The sequence below is a fragment of the Formosa sp. F44 genome (assembly GCF_056238645.1).
The window spans coordinates 933,000-956,847 of the sequence record NZ_JBWDLJ010000002.1; the positions used below are offsets into that span (position 1 = coordinate 933,000).

Annotated in this window: 14 protein-coding genes; 7 read left to right on the forward strand and 7 right to left on the reverse strand. The window is 34.5% G+C overall.

The features are described 5' to 3' along the window. Nucleotides 1–53: 53 nt before the first annotated feature. The gene (locus tag AC0UBM_RS09075) at nt 54–6,533 is read right to left on the reverse strand and encodes an alpha-2-macroglobulin family protein (protein ID WP_475688409.1); all 6,480 of its coding nucleotides are present in this window, start codon (nt 6,531–6,533) and stop codon (nt 54–56) included. A 154-nt stretch (nt 6,534–6,687) separates the two neighbouring features. Here AC0UBM_RS09075 and AC0UBM_RS09080 point away from each other — a divergent pair, with 154 nt between their 5' ends. After that, nucleotides 6,688–7,434 carry a tetratricopeptide repeat protein gene (locus AC0UBM_RS09080; protein ID WP_475688410.1) on the forward strand — a complete coding sequence of 249 codons (747 nt, stop codon included), beginning with the start codon at nt 6,688–6,690 and terminating at the stop codon, nt 7,432–7,434. Between the two features lie 54 nt (nt 7,435–7,488). After that, on the forward strand, nt 7,489–8,844 hold the full coding sequence (locus AC0UBM_RS09085) for a UDP-N-acetylmuramate--L-alanine ligase (protein WP_475688411.1): 1,356 nt from the start codon (nt 7,489–7,491) through the stop codon (nt 8,842–8,844). Between the two features lie 255 nt (nt 8,845–9,099). Here AC0UBM_RS09085 and AC0UBM_RS09090 read toward each other — a convergent pair whose 3' ends face one another. From AC0UBM_RS09090 to AC0UBM_RS09100, 3 genes are read right to left on the reverse strand one after another with little or no spacing between them, the layout of a single operon-like run. Beyond that, nucleotides 9,100–11,706 carry a mechanosensitive ion channel family protein gene (locus AC0UBM_RS09090; RefSeq protein ID WP_475688412.1) on the reverse strand — a complete coding sequence of 869 codons (2,607 nt, stop codon included), beginning with the start codon at nt 11,704–11,706 and terminating at the stop codon, nt 9,100–9,102. 58 nt (nt 11,707–11,764) lie between these two features. Next, entirely contained in the window at nt 11,765–12,355 is a 591-nt protein-coding gene (locus AC0UBM_RS09095) for an FMN-binding negative transcriptional regulator (protein ID WP_475688413.1), read from the reverse strand. Nucleotides 12,356–12,371: 16 nt separating this feature from the next. Continuing rightward, a complete protein-coding gene (locus AC0UBM_RS09100; RefSeq protein WP_475688414.1) occupies nt 12,372–12,824 on the reverse strand; it encodes a DUF1569 domain-containing protein in 453 nt (150 codons plus the stop codon). 50 nt (nt 12,825–12,874) lie between these two features. Between AC0UBM_RS09100 and radC the strand changes: the two genes are divergently transcribed. The 4 genes from radC to AC0UBM_RS09120 all read left to right on the forward strand — a co-directional run bounded on the left by radC (nt 12,875) and on the right by AC0UBM_RS09120 (nt 16,398). Beyond that, entirely contained in the window at nt 12,875–13,573 is a 699-nt protein-coding gene (radC, locus tag AC0UBM_RS09105) for a RadC family protein (protein ID WP_475688415.1), read from the forward strand. Between the two features lie 69 nt (nt 13,574–13,642). Further along, nucleotides 13,643–14,947 (forward strand): polysaccharide deacetylase family protein, encoded by a 1,305-nt coding sequence (locus AC0UBM_RS09110; protein WP_414036150.1) that lies wholly within the window; start codon nt 13,643–13,645, stop codon nt 14,945–14,947. Further along, nucleotides 14,937–15,623 (forward strand): YjjG family noncanonical pyrimidine nucleotidase, encoded by a 687-nt coding sequence (locus AC0UBM_RS09115; RefSeq protein WP_434037710.1) that lies wholly within the window; start codon nt 14,937–14,939, stop codon nt 15,621–15,623. Before AC0UBM_RS09110 ends, AC0UBM_RS09115 begins: the two co-directional genes overlap by 11 nt. A gap of 34 nt (nt 15,624–15,657) precedes the next feature. Next, entirely contained in the window at nt 15,658–16,398 is a 741-nt protein-coding gene (locus AC0UBM_RS09120) for a hypothetical protein (RefSeq protein ID WP_475688416.1), read from the forward strand. Nucleotides 16,399–16,545: 147 nt separating this feature from the next. Here AC0UBM_RS09120 and AC0UBM_RS09125 read toward each other — a convergent pair whose 3' ends face one another. Beyond that, nucleotides 16,546–17,823, reverse strand: coding sequence for a replication-associated recombination protein A (locus AC0UBM_RS09125; RefSeq protein WP_475688417.1), 1,278 nt, complete (start codon nt 17,821–17,823; stop codon nt 16,546–16,548). A gap of 108 nt (nt 17,824–17,931) precedes the next feature. Between AC0UBM_RS09125 and AC0UBM_RS09130 the strand changes: the two genes are divergently transcribed. Next, nucleotides 17,932–18,693, forward strand: coding sequence for a rhomboid family intramembrane serine protease (locus AC0UBM_RS09130; RefSeq protein ID WP_475688418.1), 762 nt, complete (start codon nt 17,932–17,934; stop codon nt 18,691–18,693). 315 nt (nt 18,694–19,008) lie between these two features. Here the strand turns inward: AC0UBM_RS09130 and AC0UBM_RS09135 are convergent, their stop codons facing one another. Together AC0UBM_RS09135 and AC0UBM_RS09140 are read right to left on the reverse strand one after the other, a co-directional pair. Continuing rightward, nucleotides 19,009–20,622 carry a RagB/SusD family nutrient uptake outer membrane protein gene (locus AC0UBM_RS09135; RefSeq protein ID WP_475688419.1) on the reverse strand — a complete coding sequence of 538 codons (1,614 nt, stop codon included), beginning with the start codon at nt 20,620–20,622 and terminating at the stop codon, nt 19,009–19,011. 27 nt (nt 20,623–20,649) lie between these two features. Next, the gene (locus tag AC0UBM_RS09140; RefSeq protein WP_414036144.1) at nt 20,650–23,778 is read right to left on the reverse strand and encodes a SusC/RagA family TonB-linked outer membrane protein; all 3,129 of its coding nucleotides are present in this window, start codon (nt 23,776–23,778) and stop codon (nt 20,650–20,652) included. Nucleotides 23,779–23,848 lie beyond the last annotated feature (70 nt).

The following is a 23,848-nucleotide window of genomic DNA, read 5'->3' on the forward strand; positions in this document are numbered from 1 at the left end:
TACTGAAACGAGTTCAGCCTGACTTTAATTAATGATTTTAGTTTTCTTTTTAACTACTCCACCGAAATACGAACCCCTTCACTATGACTACTAAATTCCGGGGCATACATACTTTGAATGGTTGTAATACCGTTACTCATTGTTCCGGCGTTGTTTACTCGTAAATCGTATTCGAAGACATACACACCTTTTTGCATATTATCGAAAAAGAAGTGCGTTGCCGCGTCTTTTGTACTTTGGTAATAGCCTAAACCGTCTTGCCATTTGTATTTAGAAATCACGTCTACAGGTTCTAACCCGGAAGCTCTCATATCTTTCATATGTAGAAACTCCATATCACGGTCCGTTTTTAAAGTAATTCTTACTCGGATTAAATCGCCTACTTTTAAAGTCGTTTCTGAAGTGACGTTAGATAATACTTCACCTGTATCGGTATTCGACTTAATAAATAACTTTTTGGTTAATTGTAACGGTGTTTCTGCTGAGGTAATCGCATCTAAATCTTCAAAATATTGCCAGTACATACTTCCCCAAGCCATGCCCTTGTCTTTTTTAGTTAAGGTAACTTCTGCCAATTCAGGTGTAATCTCCTCGGCAGTCCAAGTGGTTTTAAAGTAACCTGTGCCAGCTTCAACTTTGGTGTTTTTTAATTTATCTTCCGGAATGGGTTGTCCGCCAACCGTGATATCTAAAGATTCCGTAACCGATAACCAGTCGCTACCTTTTAATAAAATAGCATATACGGCATCTGTGGTAGATTTTGTAGTAGACCAACGGTTGGTCTGTTTGTTCTTTAATAACCATTTTGTTAAATTATCTATGGTTTTCGTATCCTTTTCAATTTCCGAAAAGGCTTCAATTAATAACGATTGGGTTTCAATTGGTGATTCGTACCAATACCACGATGCTGTGTTGGCTTTCCAATACATACCCAATTCATCATTGGTGATACTATTTTCTTTTAACGATTTTATAATGGCAGTTGCTGTTTTTTCATCTCCTAAACGCTGTGCAATAAGGGCCATTAATCCTTTATTGTATAGCGAACCTTTTGTCCAATATGTTTTAATTTGAGAGCCATAATAATCGATAATGTTTTGAAGTTCTTCAGACGGTTTGTCTTCAGCATAAAAACTTCTCATATATAAATAATGCAACTGTATGTTGTTTAAATGATAGGCATCATAATCTGGAGTTTCGTTGTGTTTAGCAATGTCTTTATACGTTTCTATAAATTCGGCATCGGTATATTTAAGAGCCTTAGATAACATGTTTTTTAAATCTTTAGTATCTACACCTAAATGTTGTAAATGTCCAAATCCAGTCACGATATGTTGTGTGATGTATCTGTTTTCGCGTCCGCCAGCAAACCAAGGCCAAGCGCCAGAACCTAACTGATTACTTTCCAGTTTTTGAAGCGTGGCCTGCATTTTAGCACTCATGGTATTCATGTCGAATAATAAACCGATACGTTTCTTTTGTTCCGTTTCACTTTGCGCATCTCGTAACCATGGCGTTTCCTCAATAAGAATCGATTTTAATTCGTCGTTCTTTTCAAGATTACTTATTAATGCTTCTTTTGAAGCCCATAAATTAAAGACCTCTTGAATACGTGGATTAGACTGCACAATATGACTCGCTAAGGTATTCCCATAAAAGCGAGAAAAAATTTGCTCGTTACAGTCAAACGGATACTCAATAATATACGGTAAGGCTTGAATAGCATACCAAGCCGGATTAGACGTGATTTCTAAAGTTAGTTTATGATGTTTTAGTGTTTTAGAGGTGTTGTGTTTTAATTTATCGAGTTGGAAGGTGCGCGATTCATTGCCGTTTACCCACATGGGTAAAGTTTCGGTAACTAACATACGGTTCGATAACACGGGTAAAACATTTTGCTCGCCATCGCTAAATGTGCCTGCTTTAGCAATTATTTTGTATTGCACAGCATCGACAGTTTCTGGAATTTTAAGCGTCCAAGAGACTTGAGTATTGTTGTTGGTGTCTACAGTAAAAGATTTTACAGCATTTGTATTTTCTAAATTAATATCGATTGGTAGGTTCGTTATGGCATCGAAAAGCTGTAAAACGGCTTCACCTTTTAATTGTTTGTCAGATAGATTTATTATTTTACTACTAATGGTAATGGCATCGCCTTGACGTAAAAAACGTGGCGTGTTAGGCTGAACCATCAGTTCTTTTTGAGTTACGGTAGTTAAAGTGCGTTGTGCCGTTTGCATAGTCGATGTATGTGCCAACAGTTGCAATTTCCATTGCGTTAAAGCTTCCGGTGAAGTAAAACTGAAACTGACATCACCTTCACTATTGGTTTGAAGTTGCGGAAAGAAGAAGGCGGTTTCTTTTAGGTTTTTTCTGATTTTTACGGCGTTAAATTTAGACCCATTTTTGGTCGTTATGATAATGACGCCGTTAGCCCCTTTGCTTCCATAAAGTGCAGTTGCTTCAGTTCCTTTTAAGACTTCAAGCTTTAAAATGTCGTCTTTATTAAGATTATTAGTTTCTGAAACGACGCCATCAATTATATAAAGTGGTGCTAAGCCTTCGTTATTTTCTGAACCAATACCACGAATAGAAAACGGTACTTCCATATCTTCAATTTCCGTTTCATTGGACATAATTTCTACACCAGAGACCGATCCAGTTACACTTTTCTTGAGCTGACTACCATAACCAACTACTACAACTTCATCTAAAGATTCGCTATTTTCAATCATTTTAATAACAAAGTTATTTTTATTATCTACAGTAAATTCCGTAGTAGTGTAGCCAATATAATTTAATACAATGGTGTCGTCAGGATTAACTGCTAGTGTAAACTCACCATCAAAATCTGTTTGGGTTCCTTTGTTACTACCTTTTATTGTTACGTTTACTCCTGGAAGCGGTAAACCTTCGATATCTGAAATGGTTCCCTTAATTTGTCCTTCAGGAATAGAATCGTTGTATTTCGCTAACTGCGTTAGTTGTATACGATTTAAATATTGACGATTGGTCCACTCATTTCCATTAAAACTAAAACCAAAAAAATCTAGAGCATCAAAATATTGTCGAATCACATAAAGGTTTGTTCTGTTGAAATATAAGCGTGAAGAGTGCGTCCCAAATGCTGCGTTTCCTCTCCAATAATTATAAGAAGAATAGATAGGTTTATAAGTCGTATTCATGCTCCAATCATGTTCCCTAAACTTGTCTAAAGAGGCATCATACATACTTGCTAGAACTTCTGCAGTTACTTTTTCGCCTTGAGGTCCAGAAATATTGAAACTCCAAGTTTCTTGAGTTCCAGGTTGTACCTTATTTCTGAATGTGTTGGTTTCAATCTTTAAGTCTGTTTCAGGGTAGGGCACTTTTATAATCATAGACCCAGATTTAAAACTGTTGAAAGCGGCGTAACTATAATGAATTGCAAATCCGCCTAAATCTGTTTGTAATACCGGAATTTTAATTGTTTTTTTATTTTGATTTAAATTGATAATGTGTCTAGCATATACTTTATGATCTTTTTCTATTTCTAAAGTAACCACTAAGTGTTTTGCTGCGGAAGCCAATGTTAATTTTACCACGTCTTCAGGGGTGTAAGTAGGCTTGTCTGTATTAATTTGAAATATACCATGATCTGAAACCGTTTCATCGTCTTCGCTGAATACCTCAAATGAGATTTCGTCTTTTATAGGGTAATTATTTTCGTGTTTACTTTCAAAATAAGCAGTGTATTTTCCGGATTCCCATCGTTTTGTGTTGTTTAATTGAATCGCTTCTCCGTTTGCTGTATTAATAGTTTTTTCAAGCACAAGGCTTCCTTTTTCCCAATTATTGGGGTCGTCTTCATTAGAATATGCATCGTGAGGAAAAAGCTTATTAAAGGTAACTTTATCAATATCTTGATAATCTGGTGCAGACCAAGGGCGTTCTCTTAGAGCGTGACTAGGTGCTTGTAATTTATAAATTTTTAGAGTTCCCACTACTGGCGTAAATTGGCCGTTTAAATTAGTTGTAAGTATACTAATTTGATTAATTTTAGCTTTTTTGTCTAATTTGTTATCAATCTGTAACTTTGCCACGAAGCTATGGTAACCAACCGAAATGGTGCTTGATGTAGAGCGTGTTTCTCCATTGATATCTGTAATATCTGCAGTGATATGATAACGAAAAACGGGTAGGAATTCTTTATCGAAACTGAGGTCTGGAATAGCTTTAAAATTGATTTTAAAATTTCCAGAATCGTCTGTTTGGGTTTCTCCGTGTGTAATTTCTTGAGATTCGTTATAAAAATAAGGTTGTGTTCTATAGTACCAATATGGTAAGTCTACCATTCTATTAACGCGGTACACAACGGTTGCATTTGTAATTTTACTTCCCGTAAAGGCAAGCGCTTCTCCATTAACCGTAATAGAATCATTTACAGAATAGGTCTCTGTTTTTGGATTAAAATGGGCTTCAAATGTTGGACGCTTGTAATCTTCTACCGAGAAATAAACGTTAGATTCCATTTCTTTATAACTAGACTCAGAGTCCATTTCTAAATAAAACTGTCCGTTTAATCCTGTGCTTGGTAAGATAAATTCGCCTTGAACCGAACCAAATTCATTTGTTTTTAAAATAAGTTCTTCGAGGTCATCATCATTGGCATTATATAAAGTTACATAGACTTCTTCATTTTTTAAAACGTCATGTTTACCATTTTTTGACTGCATTGCAATACCTTTAAAATAGATAGTTTGCCCAGGTCTGTAAATGCTTCGATCTGTAAAAAGAAATGATTTATATGTTTCTTTATTAGCATCTTGATTACGTGCGTAAGAGTAATTTAAATGAAATCCATCTAAGTAAGCAGTATCATCACCAGTATTATACATTAAATTAAAACGCACATATTCTCGTCTTGTGGTTTTAGGAATCTGTATGTTTCCAAAGGTATCTGTATACTTAGTCTCAGTTCTTTTCTTGTTATTATTGTAATTGTAATTAATTGTGACTTTGGTTTTTACAAATGGTTCGCCTGTAGTTCTATTAATGGCTTGAAAAATAATTTGTTCAGGGTTTTCCTTTTGTACAATAGCAATATTAGAAACCTGTAAAGTTGTATAACCAGTAGTTTTTGTTTTAGGGTCTGTGGCTACAATTAAATATATACCGTTATCGAATTCTGGTGCAATAATTTCTGTGTCATGGTCTTGGTAATCGTTTTCATTTCTTAAATTGGAGCTCCATGTTTTGTCGAATTTTAAAGTGCCAGCAAAACTATCTTTATCTTTTTGATTATAAAAATTTTCGAAAATTGAGAGCTGATTATGATTAATTTTTACAGCCTTAAATTCTAGTAGATCTATGTTTTTATATGTGATTAAATATCTAGATTTTGTACATGTTGGAATGATTAATTCATGTTTAATCGCAACACTAGGTTGTGTTATTTCGGCTTTTAGAAGCTTACAAAATTCAGCTATTTTACTGTTAGGAAATTTATAAATTATGGTGTTGCATAACGTCATCGCATCTTTCAATTTCCATCTTACATTGGCGGTAGATTCTGGGGTATAAGAGTTTCCTTGAGTTTTATAAATTTTGGCAAGTTCGTAATCATAATATGTACTTGCTAATGTGTTGTGGTATATTTTACTAGACTTTTGTAATGCTTGTATGAATAATTCTTCTGAGTCTTTAAAAACGGCTTTGTCCTTAACAAACAACAAACGTTCAATATCTACGGTTACTAAAGCCTCAGTGTTTTTCGTATTTATATGAAATTGAATGAGATTCTGATAAATTTTTAAGGCCTGAAGCTCTAACGACAATGAATCTCTTGTTTCGAGTTCTAATTTATAAAACGTATTGGCAGGACTTAGTAATTCGGAATTGTCGATTTCAAATTTATAAGCAGGTTTTGTAATGTTGCGCTCGGTGCTTTTATAGAATTTTAAAGCTTCATGACTTAGTAAATCGTAAAGTGTTGGTCGGTACAGTTTTGAATTTTTTTGTTCTAATAGTATATCAGATAAGTTGTCTATCGGTGTTTGTTTTAAGACCGTTTCGTTGGCTAAACTATTTTGAAAATGTAACTGAATGGTTTCAAAAAGGGTATTTAAATCCCAAGTTCTAAAATCGGTTTCATCTACTTTTTCTTCAGTTTTTGTCCGGTTGTAAAATTTATAGCGATTTTGCTTAAAGTAATCCCAATATAAATTGGCCAAAATGCTCTCTAAAATATTTTTTGTTGGCGCTTGGCTTTTCGAAATTTCAACTTTAAAATTGTTTATAATACTAAGTTGAGCATCTTCTTCGAGCACCAAAGCGAATTTACTTTTATACAACATAGACTTAATATGCTGAGGTTGATTCTTGTATTTGATTGCTAGTTTATCAATGTTTTCAACTTTTTCTAAAGCAGATTTTGGTAAATCTGAAAGCTCTAACGTTTCGACTTCAGACCATAAACTTTCAAAATTGGGTTGCTGAGCCAAGATGCTATTTGTGAAAATTAGGCTTAAAAGAAGGGGCTTTATAAATTTCATATCGTGATTTTGGTTGATGCGTATGTTGTTTGACTATTAAGTTGAAATCAAAAACAGTTCCAATCTAAGTTTAAATGAGAAAGTTACTCTTTTTTTAATGGTTTGTGTTTTGAGAATTAGATAAAAGGGAGCGATAAATCGTTATTTTTGCGTTATGAAATTTCGTTTCGTATATATTTTTATAATTCTTTTAGGGCTTCCGCAGTTGCTGTATTCGCAATCGCGTTTCTCTGAGGCGCAGACGTATTTTGATACAGGAAACTACACTAAAGTCATTTCAATATTAGAACCATTAACTAAAGAAATATCGGGTAACCGGTCTAAAGCAATTGAATTATTAGGTGATGCCTATAGCCATACAAAAGATTGGGATTCTGCAATTAATCAGTATAATGTATTAGTAGATTTAAATCCTGAAGTGGCCAATTACCATTATAAATATGGAGGCGCTTTAGCTATGAAAGCATTAACGGTAAATAAACTTATGGCTATTCCGTTGATTTTAGAGGCGAAATCAGAATGTATCCAAGCTTCGGAATTAGACCCAAATCATATTGAAAGCCGTTGGGCATTAGTGAAAATTTATATGGAATTACCTGCCTTGCTTGGTGGTAGTACGTCTAAAGCCATTACCTATGCCAACCAATTAGAATCATTGTCTAAAGTGGATGGTTATCTCGCAAAAGGCTATCTCTACAATAAAGAAGACGATTTTATACGAGCAGAACAGTTTTATAAACAAGCAGTAGATATTGGCGGTTCGAAAACCTGTTATTTGGCGCTTGCAGAATTTTATTTAAATCGAGACCAGAAAGAAAAAGCCATCGCTATTTTAAGAACGGGATATGGGCGTTTAGAAGCCGAAGAACTTCAGCAAAAATTAGAAGATATTACCCAATAAACGTTCTGAAAAACGTACTAAAACGTGTATATTTACGGTCTTCAAAATAAGTTTATGAATGTACATTTTATAGCCATTGGCGGAAGTGCGATGCACAATTTAGCCTTGGCCTTACTTAACAAAGGTTATCGCGTAACAGGAAGTGACGATGAGATTTTCGAACCTTCTAAATCAAGATTACAAACAAAAGGATTATTACCAGAAGCCTTTGGCTGGTTTCCAGAAAAAATTACGACAGATTTAGATGCTGTAGTTTTAGGAATGCATGCTAAAGCCGATAATCCGGAGTTGCTAAAAGCTCAAGATTTAGGACTTAAAATATATAGTTACCCTGAGTTTTTATACGAGCAATCTAAAAATAAAACGCGTGTAGTAATTGGTGGAAGTCATGGAAAAACAACCATTACCTCTATGATTTTACATGTTATGCATTACCACGATAGAGATGTAGATTTTATGGTGGGCGCGCAATTAGATGGTTTTGATGTGATGGTAAAACTTACCGACGACAACGACTTTATAGTATTAGAAGGGGATGAGTATCTAAGTTCGCCAATAGATAGACGACCTAAATTTCATCTATATAAACCAAATATTGCCTTGTTAAGCGGTATTGCTTGGGACCATATTAATGTGTTTCCGACGTATGAAAATTACGAAGAGCAATTCCAGATTTTTGTAAATAGTATAGTAAATGGAGGAAGCATAACGTACAATGAAGAAGACGAAGCTGTAAAACGTGTGGTTGAAGCGTCTGTGAATCCGATTAGAAAATTACCTTATCATACACCTGAGTATACTGTTGAAGATGGGGAAACCTTATTAGAAACAGCCGAAGGGCCATTGCCAATAGAAGTATTTGGAAAACATAATCTTAATAATTTAGGTGGTGCCAAATGGATTTGTCAGCATATGGGAATCGATGAAGACGATTTCTACGAAGCCATTTCTACATTTAAAGGCGCAAGTAAGCGCCTAGAGAAAATAGCTGAAGGGAAAAACAGCATTGCTTTTAAAGATTTTGCACATTCGCCAAGTAAAGTAGAAGCGACGACTAAAGCTGTAAAAGCACAATTTGAAGATAGAAAATTAGTCGCATGTCTAGAACTACACACATATAGTAGTTTAAATGCCGAGTTTTTAAAAGAGTATAAGGGGACTTTAGATGATGCCGATGTTGCTGTGGTATTCTATTCTCCGCATGCGGTAGAGATTAAAAAATTAGATACGGTTACAGAAGCACAAATCGCTTCAGCTTTCGAGCGTGACGATTTAATTATTTACACCAATCCAGATGATTTTAAGGCATTCTTATTCAATCAGAATTTAGAGAATACGTCCTTGTTATTAATGAGCTCAGGGAATTATGGTGGCTTAGATTTTGACGATGTGAAGTCTCTGATTAAATAGATTCGAGAACAAAGATTGCTTCGCTTTTAGAATCAAGAATCAAGAATCAAGAAGATGAGGTTTTATTTAAACTAATCGTCATTCTGAACTTGTTTCAGAATCACATAAAGTATAGTTTATGGAATGGGAGAGTGTGAGACCCTGAAACTAGTTCAGGGTGACAAGTACCATTAAATTCAGTTTTAAAAAAGATAACAAAAAAAAGCGAGATTTTGAATCATCAAAATCTCGCTTTTTTGTGCTTAACGCATACTGTTATTTTGTGTCCTCATCGGTAGAAGAGCTGTTGTTAGAATCATCAGAATCTACATCTGTTTTTACGGGTTCGATAAATGGTTTTTCTAAATTCTTATTTAAAGGTTCTTCTGCAGTGGGTGCTTTAAATTCATTTTGAAAAGATTTAAAGTTTAAATTTTCAGGGATATTTCTCACGTTTAAATCACGTTGCGGGAACGGAATTTCAATACCTTCCGCTTTAAATCGGTTGTAGATATTAATTGAAATATCACTTTTAGACTGCATACCAATTTCGTAATGTACCCAAAATAATAATCTAAAATTTAGTGAGCTATCGCCAAAATTGCTAAACAAGGCCTTAGGAGCTGGATCTTTTAAGGTAAATTGATAATCTTTTGCAATTTCAGTAAGAATCTCAAGAACGCGATTTGGGTCGGAGTCGTAAGACGTTCCTATTAAAATTTCAATACGTTTAATGTTATTGGAGAGGGTCCAGTTTATTAAATCATTAGAAATTAAATTATTATTAGGTACCACCACTTCTGCGCCATCAAAGGTGCTAATGCTCGAAGAACGCACGCCAATACGATTTACAGTTCCTAGTAAACTGTTTACTTCTACCGTATCTCCAGGTAAAATAGGACGTTCAAAAACCAAAATTAAACCAGATACAAAATTTGAAATCACGGTTTGTAATCCAAAACCAATACCCAAACCTAATGCACCCGCCATTAAATTAAATTTACTTAAATCGATACCCAAAGCTCCAAGAGCTAATACAACACCAAATGCCATGATAAAGTAGCGTATAACTAAAGATATCGCGGCGGGAATTCCTTTTGGTAATTTTAAAAGACGAAGGACGCCATCGCCATCATTTATTAAAAACGAGATGATTTTAGTTATAGTGTAGGTAATAATTAAAGTGAAAATAAATCCAAGAATACCTTCTAATGTAAACGTTAAACTACCTAATTGATAGGGCTCTGTAATGGTGTCCTGAATGACTTCAATCATAGGTCGTAATACATCTAAAATATTTAGAAAGTATAAGGTCCAAATAATTGCAATAAGGGTTCTCGTAACTTTTAAGGTGATTTTTTCAATGTCCCAACGATTCGCAGGCAGGTACGATTGTTTTACTCCAAAATGGCGGTTTATAATCCCTAAAGAAATGCCATTAAACACCATTAACAGACTGTAGAAAAACGTTGTGCTAATTCCACTTTGCGTACTAATTTTTAATGTAATGTCGGTTAGATTGGTATATCCAAAAACATTAGACACTATAGAGATTAGGCATAAAATGTAAATTACGGGAGTGAGGCGAATAAGAAGTTTTCCAAAACTATCTACCACTAATTTTTTAGTTTCCCGATACGGATTTGTATACCTGTAAAGCATGTAAATTAATAAAGAGGCTTCGAATAAAATATAAATTCTATATACAGACGAAGAAAACCAGATATAAGATTTAGAGGCATTTATTAAAAAGAATATAATAACGAAGAAAATAATGTCTTTAAACCTTTTATGCATGTACGGTCTAATTAACGGGACAGCACAAATTAGTATAAGAAGTGTGGTGATATCTATAAATAATTTAGGCGTATTCGAGAACATGACCTTAGATACCAAAAGAGATAAAAACACGATACAAATGGTGCTTTTATTCAGTATAATGTTCTTAGCTTTTTTATGAGTTTTTGATTTTTCTTTGAATGGAAATTTCGAATACCCCGCTTTCAATCGGGTAATAAAAAGGGTTATAAAGCCAATAAAAATAAAGTAAAACAAGATTACCCCAGTGCGTTCTCGTAAATAGTTATAGGTCGTAGAAATATTGTTTTTTATAGATTCTACATCGTCGCTTTCACTTGGAATTTCGCTATCTCCTGTAAAAGTGATATGCCATAACGCAGCGTGTCGTTTGTGAAAAATATCGTATATATCAGAGTTTTTTAATGCCAACAACTCATCCATGACTTGTTCTGTAATGCTAATTTGTTCATTTATTTTAGTCTCCAGAACGAGGTAGTAATTATTATTTTTAAGAATAGTTGCTTTAGTGTCTTTTGTTTTCTCCCAGATGTTATTAATCGAAGTTAAAATCTCTTCTGGAGCGCTGGTGTCTAAAGCAGATTGATAACTTAATCCCCAAATTTTTTCCTTATTTATAATATCGGTTACAAATCTTGAATTACGAACTTGCTGATCGTTTACAGAGGTTTGCCATCCTGTTAATGTTTTTTTATAACCGTTCCATCTGTTAATAAGATTATTAATTTTTTGAAGGTTAGGATTAGCCTCCATAAAATTTTCAACCGTGTTAGATTCTTGTAATATAAACTGATAGTGCTTGATATGTGCAGAATCAATTTTTTTAATGTTTGATGGAATTTGAGTTTTTTTCTGAATTAACTTAAGTTCACTATTCGCATTATCTATTTCGCGGACAAGATTAACGGAAGAAATCGCCTTTAGTTTCTTAGCGCTTATCGAGTCTAAGTCTTGAGAACTAGGTTCTATGCTACCCAACAAATCTGTTTGCGAATTGGCAGTAAATACAAACAAACACAGTACTAGCGTTAATACATATTTTAAACGAAGGTGGTTAAGAGTCATGCAGTGAATATAAATTGATATTATAAATATAAGTTTTTAGAAGTTTGTTCTCCTAAATTTAAATGATTTGGTCTAAAAAGGGTTTAATGCTTGTTCTATTTTTAGATATTAATTGTAACTTGGCAATATCCTGAGCTTCTGCTGTTTTATTTTGCGAGAGTTTAAATTTGCCTTCCCATTGAAGAATATCTATTTCGAACCCCATAACGTAATTTACAAATTTATCCATACTCGGGTTGTTATAATCCAATACGTAAGCCTCTTCTGGAGCTTCTAAAAACGAAGTCATTTCTACCATAGTGTGTTTTACTTGATTTTCATTTTTAATTTCAGAAGCAACCCCTTGTAAATGTACTTTTATATAGTTCCAGGTCGGTAATTCTGCCGTGCCAAAAAGGCTTGGAGAAATATAGCAATCGGGACCCGAAAATATAATGGTTACAGGGGCATTGTTTTTTAATAACGCGGCTTGAGGATTATTCTTATCAATATGTCCTATAAGTTTACCGGACTCGTATATAAGCGGTAGATGGGTGATTAGTGGCAAATTGTTTTCTATAGAGATAACGGTAGCTAGCGGATAATGCTTAATCACTTCAATCATGTGACTTTTAGTGTTGTCTTGATGGATGTTTGGAGGATAACTCAATGATAAAATTATTTAGTTAGACATTAAATTGGGATAAATGATGATCTAAATGTTTGTATTGCATCTGGCCCCATTGTTCGGGTGTAAAATAACCAAAAAGTGGATGATTAGGCCAAGTTTTTACATCGGTTTTTTTAGAAAATGTTTCTATAAGGAGTTTAAGGTTTTCTTTTTCCTCTAGGAATAATTGAGGTGTTGTTATTTTAAACTCTTTTGCTGTAGGCAAATTTCGTTTCCAAGGTTTGTTATTATACAATACCGGTTTATAAAAAGACAATAATGTTTTCTGAAAAAAGTTAAGTTTCGTAACCAAAACCTGGTTCCCTAAAGCAATATTTAACGGACCTTGACAATGTTTTAACATTTGCCCTACATTCATTTTTCCCCACTTGGCTTCACTTGTTTCGGTTAAGTTATCGAGACGTAAGAGTATGGTTTTTGTGTTTTCAGGATTAAATAAAGTGTTCATTTTCAGTTGTTTTAATTGGTTTCGAAATTTACAATATTTATATTTATAGTATGTTAGATAAAAAGATTCCTTTTTCTATTAAAAACTGGTCGGAAGACGATCGGCCCCGAGAAAAGCTACTTACAAAAGGACAAGCCACTTTAAGCGATGCCGAATTGGTTGCCATTTTAATAGGAAGTGGTAATCGGGAAGAAAGTGCTGTAGATTTATCTAAACGTATTTTAGGAAGCGTAGATCATAACCTTAGAGCTTTAGGAAAATTATCTATTAAGCAACTCATGACATTTAAAGGCATAGGAGAAGCAAAGGCTGTAACTATTGCGGCGGCGATGGAACTCGGGAGAAGACGAAGAGGCGAGGAGGCTGTAAAAGAAAACAAGATTACATCATCTTCATCTGTTTTTGAAATTATGCAACCTATTCTTGGCGAATTACCACATGAAGAATTTTGGATTATATATCTGAATAATTCTAATACCATTCTGCAAAAACAACAATTAAGTAAAGGAGGCATTACCGGTACCTTAGTCGATGTGCGCTTAACCTTAAAAATGGCATTAGAGTTGGGAGCCACAGCACTCATTTTAGTGCATAACCATCCGTCGGGCACTTTAAAACCTAGTGTAGCCGATAAGCAAATCACTCAAAAATTAAAAACAGCAGCCTTAAGTTTAGATATTAAAGTGCTAGACCACTTAATTATAACCGAGCGTTCGTATTTTAGTTTTGCAGACGAAAACGAAATGTAAATCGCTTTAAGCGGGCTATTCTGTGTTCTTAACTCTAAAATCATTACTTTTATTACTTAAATTAAATGTGTGCTTCTAGTCTATACCCATAAAATAACGCCACGTATAAATTTTACGTTTAAACATCTTTGTACCAGAATTCTTGGCATTCCAGTTACGTTTACTACAACTATAGAAGAGTTTATAGCTCACGATAGTTTTAAAATGTCGTACACTAAAAAACCATTAGGTAGTGAGGTTTTTATACGTAGTCACGATTTATTATTCGAGCAAGGATTATCCGATCCCGATTTAAATGTTACAAAATGGGAGGATACCAAGTGTTTCTTTTTTACAGGAGATAAAAGTGCACTTCCTTTTGATGTCTTTGCAGCGTCATTTTACCTGTTAAGCAGATACGAAGAATATTTACCTCATGTAAAAGACGAATATGGGCGTTATGGCGCTCACGAAAGTTTAGCATATAAACATAACTTTTTAAAGCAACCAGTAGTCGATATTTGGGCTTATAAATTCAAAGCCGTTTTAGAAGCCAATTATCCAAATGCAAAATTCCCAAGTCGAAAATATAGTATAAAACCGGTTATAGATGTGCCTGCTCCTTACGATTTTAAATTAAAAGGATTAATGCGTACTGTAGGTGGAAATATTAAAGATTTATTTGCCTTTAATTTTAAAAAATTATACTACCGGCAGATGGTTCTTTTTGGTTTAAAACGCGATCCTTTCGATACGTTTAAATACATTTTAAACAAACAAAAACAAACCGGTTATAGGTTTCATTTTTTCTTTCTAATTGGCGATTTTTCAACTTACGATAAAGGTATAAGCGCTCTAAGAAAAGATTATGTGTCTCTAATTAAATCTGTTGCAGATTACTGTAGGGTAGGATTAAAGGTTTCCTATTTTGCTATAGAAGATAAGTCTATTTTAAAGAAAGAGCAACAACAAATGGAAGGCATAATTAATACGTCTCTTTTAGAAACGCGTAACTCTTTTTCTAAATTAAATTTACCTGATCTATATCGAAACCTTGTCGAATTAGAAGTTCAGGATGATTATACTATGGGGTATGTAAACGAACTTGGCTTTAGAGCCGGAACGTGTACGCCTTTTTTCTTTTACGATTTAGATTACGAGGTACAAACGCCATTACGTATAAACTCTTATCATGTAATCGATTCGGCATTGTTAAAGAATGCATCGTTATTGGACAAAAAGGAATCGCTTCAATATATCATTAACCAGGTAAAGCGGGTTCATGGAGAATTTGTTCCAGTATTTCATAATTACACCTTTAGTGGTATTGGGCAGTGGAAGCATTTTAAAGAATTATTCAATATTATTTTAGATTCAGCATCAGATGACAAATAAAATCAAAGATGTGTTTTTCGATTTAGACCATACACTTTGGGATTTCGAAAAAAATTCGTCTTTAACCTTGAAAAAAATATTCGAAGTCAATCAATTAGAAATCGACTTAGATGTGTTTTTAGAAGCTTATGTACCCATTAATTTTGAATACTGGAAACGATTTAGAATGGGAGAAGTCGATAAAGAAACGTTGCGTTTTGGAAGATTAAACGATACGTTTAACCAATTAAAAACGCCTGTAGAATCGCATATTGTCAATAAGTTATCCGACGATTATCTGTCCTATTTATCATCCTTTAATTACCTGTTTAAAGACACGGTGTCCATATTAAATTATTTACAACCTAAGTATAATCTTCATATTATAACCAACGGATTCGAGGAGGTTCAGACTTCAAAATTAACCAATTCTAATATTCTTAAATATTTTAAAACGGTAACCAATTCGGAAGAGGCAGGTGTTAAAAAGCCACATCCAGATATTTTTAATTATGCTTTAAATAAGGCTAATGCTGAGGTTAATAGCAGCATGATGATTGGAGATAATCTGGAAGCCGATATTTTAGGGGCTATTAATATTGGTTTTCAGGCAATATACTTTAATGAAATCCCGTTGACAGAGCATCACAATATTACTCAAATTGATAAATTAATTGAATTGAAAAAATATTTATAAAACTTAATTACCTTTACGAAAAATAATTTAACTCATGAAAAAAATAATTTTATTGTTAGTTGCGACTATATGTTTTAGCTCTTTCGCACAAACAAGTTTAAACGATTATAAATACGTAGTTGTACCAAATAAATTTGATTTTTTAAAAGAATCTAATCAATATCAATTGAATGAATTGACTAAGTTTTTATTTAATAAGAAGGGCTTTACAGCCATGATGGAAGACGAGGACATGCCGGAAGAAATGGAGATTAATAGATGTTTAATCTTGACTTCTAGTATTAAAGAGGAGTCTAATATGTTTACTACAAAATTAATCGTTGTTTTAAAAGATTGCAGAAACAAAGTGGTCTATGAAACAGCCATCGGGTCTTCTAGAGAAAAGGATTTTAAAAAAGCATATCACGAAGCCTTACGTGATGCATTTAACTCTTTCGATACTGTAAATTATAAATATGAACAACCTGATGTTAATTCTGGAATCGCTACTCCTGTCGCTGAAGCCACTGTTCCAGCTGCGGCAGTAACGTCTAATGTAGTATCTCAGGCTGTTGCTCCAACATCTAACATGTTGTATGCACAACCAACAGCGAATGGTTACCAATTGGTAGATAGTACACCAAAGGTAGTTTACAAGTTAAAAAAATCGAGTGTAAAGGATATGTATTTTGTTGAAGGAAAGCAGGCCACAGTTCGTAAAAAAGGAGACCAATGGGTAATCGAATATTATGAAGGCGATACCTTAAAAGAAGAAGTTTTAAACGTTAAATTCTAAAGAAATACTCCGTTTTAAATAAAACAAAAAGTGAGATTCTGATCGATGTCGGAATCTCACTTTTTATATTATATGCATTCCCTAATTTTAATTATAAATAGAGTAGAGCCAAAGCTTTATAAAAATTAGGAGAGGATATGGTTTAATTTAATAGTCGTATTTGTTTTTCCAGCGTTGTTTTAAAAAATTACGATCGGATTGCTCTCTAGGATTTGCTCCTGGTTCGTAAAGTTTAGTGTTTTTTATCTCGTCTGGTAAGAATTCTTGTTCGGCAAAATTATTAGCGTAACTGTGTGCATACTTGTAGTCTTCGCCATAGCCTAATTCTTTCATGAGTTTAGTTGGTGCATTTCTAATACCTAATGGCACAGACAAATCGCCTGTAGCACGGACCAATTGCTGCGCTCTTCCAATAGCTTCGTAAGCCGAATTACTTTTAGGTGAGCAAGCCAAATAGGTTGTACACTGGCTTAAGGTAATTCGAGACTCTGGATATCCGATTGCAGAAACGGCCTGAAATGTATTATTAGCAATAACGAGTGCTGTCGGGTTGGCATTACCAATGTCTTCGCTTGCTAGAATTAAAAGGCGACGGGCAATAAATTTTACATCTTCACCACCTTCAATCATGCGGGCTAAATAATACACAGCGGCATTCGGATCGCTTCCTCTTATCGATTTTATAAACGCCGAAATAATATCGTAATGCTGTTCGCCAGTTTTATCGTAGCGTGCAGTGTTATTCTGAATTTTTGCAAGTACAATTTCGTCGGTAATCACAATGTCTTCTCCGTCGAAACTATTCACTAGCAACTCGAATATATTAAGTAATTTTCGGCCATCACCTCCAGATAGACGCAATAACGCGGCGGTTTCCTTTAGTTCTATGTTTTTTTCGGTTAAGAACTTATCTTTTGCAATTGCACGGCTTAAAAGGTTTTCTAAATCTGTTTTATCGAAAGCGTTTAAAACATACACTTGGCATCTTGATAATAATGCGGGAATAACTTCAAAACTCGGATTTTCTGTTGTTGCTCCAATTAAGGTTACCCAGCCTTTTTCTACCGCTTGTAAAAGAGAATCTTGTTGCGACTTACTAAATCTATGAATCTCATCGATAAATAAGATCGGATTTTTAGTTGTAAAAAGTCCTCCACTTTGTTTGGCTTTGTCTATAACTTCTCGAATATCTTTAACTCCGGAATTTATGGCACTTAAAGTATAAAAGGGTCTGCCGGATTGTGAAGCGACAATATTGGCTAAAGTTGTTTTACCTGTACCAGGAGGTCCCCAAAATATCATGGAAGAAATTAAACCCTGTTTAAGTTGTATACGCAATGGTCCCTGCGGTCCCACAAGATGAGATTGACTAATATAATCGTCTAAAGTTTCTGGTCGTAAACGTTCTGCTAAAGGTTCATTCATATTGCAAAATTACTTTATTTTTTAGAGCTAAGTAATAATTAGCGACTGACATTTTATCATTTTAAATAAAATGGTTTACAATTTGATTATCTTAAGGAAATTCATTTCATGAAAGAACACGACCATTTTAAATTTTCTAACGGGGTTATAGCATATCCTTTAGCCTTTATTTTAATATTATGGTATGTGTTTTGGTTTGAGGTAGAAACTAATATATTTTTTAATAAACACGGCATCTATCCACGTACGTTGGAGGGGTTACAGGGTGTTGTTTTTAGTCCGTTTATACATTCTGGTATTTCTCATCTATATCATAATACCATTCCATTATTTGTATTGAGTGTGGCTTTATTTTATTTCTACAGACCTATTGCGTGGAAAGTTTTGGGGTATGGCATATTAGTTTCAGGTTTTCTTACATGGTGTATAGGACGACCGTCTTACCATATTGGAGCTAGCGGATTAATTTATGTATTGGTAAGTTTTATTTTTTTTAAAGGCGTTTTTGCCAAACATTTTAGATTAATTGCGTTGTCACTTTTAGTTGTCTTTTTATACGGAAGTATGATTTGGTATGTTGTTCCTATGGAAGAAGGTATTTCGTGGGAAGGCCATTTGTCAGGATTGATAACAGGTTTGTTTTTTGCTTTAACATTTAAGAGAGAAATAGCTAAACCCAAAAAGTATGCTTGGGAAGAACCGGATTATAATGAAGCTGAAGACGAGTTTTTAAAACAGTTCGATGCGGATGGAAATTTTATAGAACATAAACCAATAGAGGAGGAGGAATTAGGTGAAGAAGACGCACGTTCTGAAGTGCCCCAAACCTTTTACCGTTATGTGTTTAAAGAAAATAAGGAGGAGAACTAAAGAGAATACCGATAGTATAATATGAGTTAGTGTTACACCGTAACACGAATTATGTGTCTTGCGATGTAATACTTAGGATTTGGTTTAAGGTAGTTGGGTAGCAAATGCACTGCATAATTAATTCCGCTTACTAGGATCTTTAAACTTCGAGGAGATATAGAGTTAATTTTGTTGATATAAAAAAGGCCACTCGTTTAGGAGTGGCCTTTATTTTGCTTAAAGTTTTAGTGTTTCTTAAAAGGCGAAGTTATAAGTTTCGTTACAATTAAACAACACACTTTATTATTTCTGTTTTTTTGATTACAAAACTAATATTTAGTTTTGATCGGCTTCAGAAATATATGGGTTAGCATCAATCTCTTGTTGTGGGATTTTATGAATCCACTCATCGTTTATAGATGGTTTTTCTTGTTTAAAACCGTCTTGGTATAACGTTAATGAAGCTCCAGAATTAGTATGATCTATTCCTTCATCCCATCTAATGTTATCAAAATAACTAAATCCTTCTCCCCATAACTCAACACGTCTTTGCCATTTAATTTCGTCCATTAATTCGGCTTGTGTACTAAATGCTGTTTTATCGAAAGCACTATCTCTAGCAGATCCTAAAATATCAAGAGCATCTTGAGCACCAGAAATGTCGTTTAACATTGCTTTTGCTTCAGCTTCAATTAAAACCATTTCTGAAGATCTCATATAAATTACATCATCCGGATCTGTAGAACCTGGGTTCGAAGGCTTAAATTTCACATTCATGTATGGATGTGTGTTATGTCCTGTTGTTGCACCGTAAGTTGTAATAATATCTTCCCAAGCATCCCAGAAGTCGTCTTCATTATCGTAATTAGGATCTGTTTCATAACTTCCTCCTTGATCGTTAGACGCCGCAGGGTTGGTGTTAGGAGCAAGAGGTAACCAAGCTTCATTTCTGTAATCTGTAGCAGGTATTCTGTCGTATAATTCTTTACTTATAAGTTTTGGATTACTTCTGTTTAAACTTCCATTAAATGCAAATGAAATAAAGTAGAAGTAAGATTGGAAGTAGTTAGATTCTGTATCGATTACATGACCTCCCCAAATTACTTCAGATAAATCGTAAGTATTGAATCCAGATAACCAATCTTCTTTACTTAATAGTGGGAAACCTTCTCTTGCTAATGCTGCACTTTCTGCTGCAGTAGCCCAATCTCCTTTAGACAATGCAATACGCGCTTTAATTCCGTAAGCTGCATTTATAGATATGTGAGATTTGTTGTCAGGATCGCTTGCATCTTTAAAATGCTCTATCGCTGCGTCAATATCTTTTTCCATTTGTACATACACTTCTTCTACAGTTCCACGTGGACCACCATCGTAAGGTAATCCTGCTTCAAGTAATAACGGTACTCCAGGGTCTGTTGAAGGCGTTCCAATTAAGTATCCTTTAGAAAATGTTGAAACTAATTTTAAATATGAATTAGCTCTATAAGCATATGCTTGACCTAATATGTTATTTAAATCTTCGGTAACAACGAAGTCTCCTTCTGCAACTTTATTAATTATGGTATTCGCCGTTTGCACAAAGTGGTAACGTTGAAACCAAAGGTTAAAGTTAGTCGTGGTATTAGGGTTTGTATGGCTTGTCCATCTTGTTTCTGCAGACATCCATCCGTTTCCTGGTGAAGAATGTATCGTGTTTCCTGCGATAGCATCCATAGAAGGTATAAAGTAACTCTCTCCAGATCTACTAGAAGTACCACCAGTTAATTGGTTTTGAGCATATGTCATTCTGTGCAGACCATTCAAAATAAGCATCATGTTGTCTGTGCTAGAAAGTGCTGCGTCTTCCGATATTGAGTCTGTAGGTACGGTATCTAGATAATCGTCGCTACAACCTACAATTACTACAGCTGTCATGGCAAGTAGTAATAATATTTTATTTCTTATCATTTTATATATTTTATTTGAGAATTATAATTAAAAAGCAAGGTTAACACCCATAGAAATCACCCTGTTTGGGTTGTAATCTAATCCATCAGGAGTACCTGATAAGTTGTATTGAGGGTTTAATCCTTCTCTTTTTGCAAACATGAATAAATTTTCTCCAGAAACGAAGAATCTTAATTTGTCTAATCCTATTTTCTCAGTAGCTTCATTACTTAAATTGTATGCAATATTTACGTTTCTTATTGCTAAATAAGAAGCATCTGTTAACCATCTAGAAGATAAGCTAGGAGATAGATTAACGTTTCCGTTCTCTAATCTAGGCACATCTGTAATGTCTCCTGGAGATTTCCATGCATTAAGTGCGTCTGGGTGTAAAGCTTCTCCATATTCTCCTTCGTGCATTAAAGCAGCATAACCGTAATCTAAAATGTCTCCACCAATTTGGTAAGATAATAATACGCTAAGGTCAAAGTTTTTGTAGCTAAAGCTGTTAGAGATAGATCCTATTAAGTCTGGTACAGCAGTTGCGCCTACATAACCTTTACCTGCATCTGACCAATCGTTGGTAGTGGCATGGTCTCCATTAGCATCTAATACTGGTACACCTGGTGTTCCATCAATTTCTTCATACATATAGTATAATGCATCTCCATTACTTGAATCTACACCTGCATAATCGTAAATGAAGAAGTCGAATCTTGATCTTCCTGCTTCCCAACGTTTAGAACCGTCGATAAAAGGATCTGGGATAGATGTAATTTCGTTTTTAAGCGTTGAAGCCTGAATCCCTAAATTCCAAGTAAAGTTTTTAGATTGAATGATAGCTCCATTTAAGCTAACTTCGAAACCTTCGTTAGTTAAGTCTCCAATATTGTTTGGAGCCTCAATTTGTCCTTCTGTTGCTGGAATTGGTACGTTGTATAAAAGGTCTGTCGAATTCTTTTTGTAGTATTCGAATGAACCAGAAATACGGTTGTTAAATAAACCAAATTCTAAAGCGACATCCCAACTTTCTGAAGTTTCCCATTTTAAGTCGGCATTACCAGTAGTATTCCAGTAAATACCTGGCTCTCCTGCATTAGAGTAAATAGCATATAACGGTTGTGAGATGTAATAATTCCCTAATTGATCGTTACCAACTTCTCCGTAAGAAGCTCTTAGTTTTAAGTTGTTTACAAAAGAAACATTACTCATAAAGTCTTCTTGATCGATTCTCCAAGCACCACCAACAGAGTAGAATGTACCCCATTTGTTGTTAGTAAATACAGATGAACCATCTCTTCTAACAGATGCACTTAAGTAATATTTGTTATCATAGTCGTAATTAAGTCTTCCTAAGTATCCTTCAAGTTTATAATCTGTACTACTTCCGTCTGCAGATAATACAACAGAGAAGTTATCTAATTCGTAAATTCCTGTAGCTGTTTGAGTGCTTTTAAAGGCTCTATTGTAAGAATAGTTTCTGCTAAAGCTTTCGTGTCCTACAGTAAGATCTAAATTATGACTTCCAAAAGATTTTGTGTACGATAATAATTGGTTAAAGTTTTCTGTAGTTCTTTGGTATCTAAGGTCGTCAAAACGAGCTGTTGGCTGTCCATCTCCTACTTCTGCATTTTCATAACTTTGTTGTATACCATCTTGGTAATCTTGACCGTAAATAAAGCTCAGTTTTACACCGTCTAAAGGTTTAAAATCTGCATTAAATCTATACCCATAATTGTCTGTAGTAGTAAGGTCGTTGTTTAAGATGGCTTCTTCTATGGCATTACGCCCTACATATGTAGGTCTTGATTGTACGCCTAAGGCTGCAACACTTTCACCACGATCCCAAACTTTGTTTCCAGCTTCGTCTCTTACTATCTGTCCAGATACAGGATCTAATAAGTAAGGAGAGTAGACAGATCCCATACTTTTAGCAATACCAAATACGTTTGCTGTAGAAGAACCTCTTGATGCTGGCCCGTTTGTTTTTTCATTAGAGATGTTTACATTACCTCCAAGGGTTAGCCATTCTGTAGCATCGAACGTACCGCTTAAACGGCTAGTTACTCTTTTGTAATCACTTTCAATAACATATCCTTTTTCATCTAAGTTAGAAACAGATAAAAATAATGAGTGGTTTTCACCTCCTCCAGATACGTTTAATGAATTACTTTGTCTAGAACCTGTTCTTTCTAAAGCGTCATACCAGTCTAAATCTTCTGCGATAACTTGTGCATCTGGATTTAAAACCCCATTAGCATCAACAATTTGATCGTTAGCAACATTAAAAGGGTTACGTCCTAAACGGTTAAAAATTGATTGTGATGCAGTTTCTGCTGCATTTGGATCATCTTTTAACGAGTTTTTGTAAGATTGGAACATTAGTTCGTAGTATTCTCCAGGAGACACTGCGCTATATTCGTTAATCCCTTTAGTTATTACACCGTATTGGCTAGTAACGTTTACTGTAACGCCTGAATTTTTTTTACCGTTTTTAGTTGTAATAATAATTACCCCGTTGGCTGCACGTGAACCGTAAAGTGATGTCGAAGCTGCATCTTTAAGTACAGTCATAGATTCAATATCGTCTTGGTTTAGTGTTTGTAATTCACCTTCAAAAGCGATACCATCTACAATATAAAGAGGATCTGTGTCTCCATTTAAGGTACCCACACCTCTAATTACTATACTAGGTGAAGATCCTGGCTGTCCTGAAGATGAAAGAAATTGAACTCCAGATACATTACCTTCAATACCTGCGATAGGAGAGGTTAATGGTCTTAATTCTAAGTCTTTTGAGCTAACAATACCAGCAGAACCAGTAAACGCTTCTTTTGTAGTAGTACCAAAGGCAACAACTACAACCTCGTCAAGAGATGTCGCGTCTTCTTCTAAGGTAACATTTAATGTGTTTGAAGAACCAATTGTAACTTCTTTAGAGATAAAGCCAATAAAGCTAAATTTAAGCTTGCTGCCTACATTTGCTTCAATGCTGAAGTTACCATCAAAATCTGTTGATGTACCAGAGGTTGTTCCCACAACCGATACTGTTGTTCCTGGTAAAGGCAAACCGTCGTTACCTGTAACAGTACCTGAAACTGTTTTTTGCTGAGCGAAAGTAAGTTGCACAACAAATGCTAGAAATAGCGTAAGAATTCCGCTAAACTTTGTTTTCATATTTATTTTATTTGAATTAGTCAGGCGCAAAATCAATATTAAAAGTTAATAAAACAATAATTTTTTATTA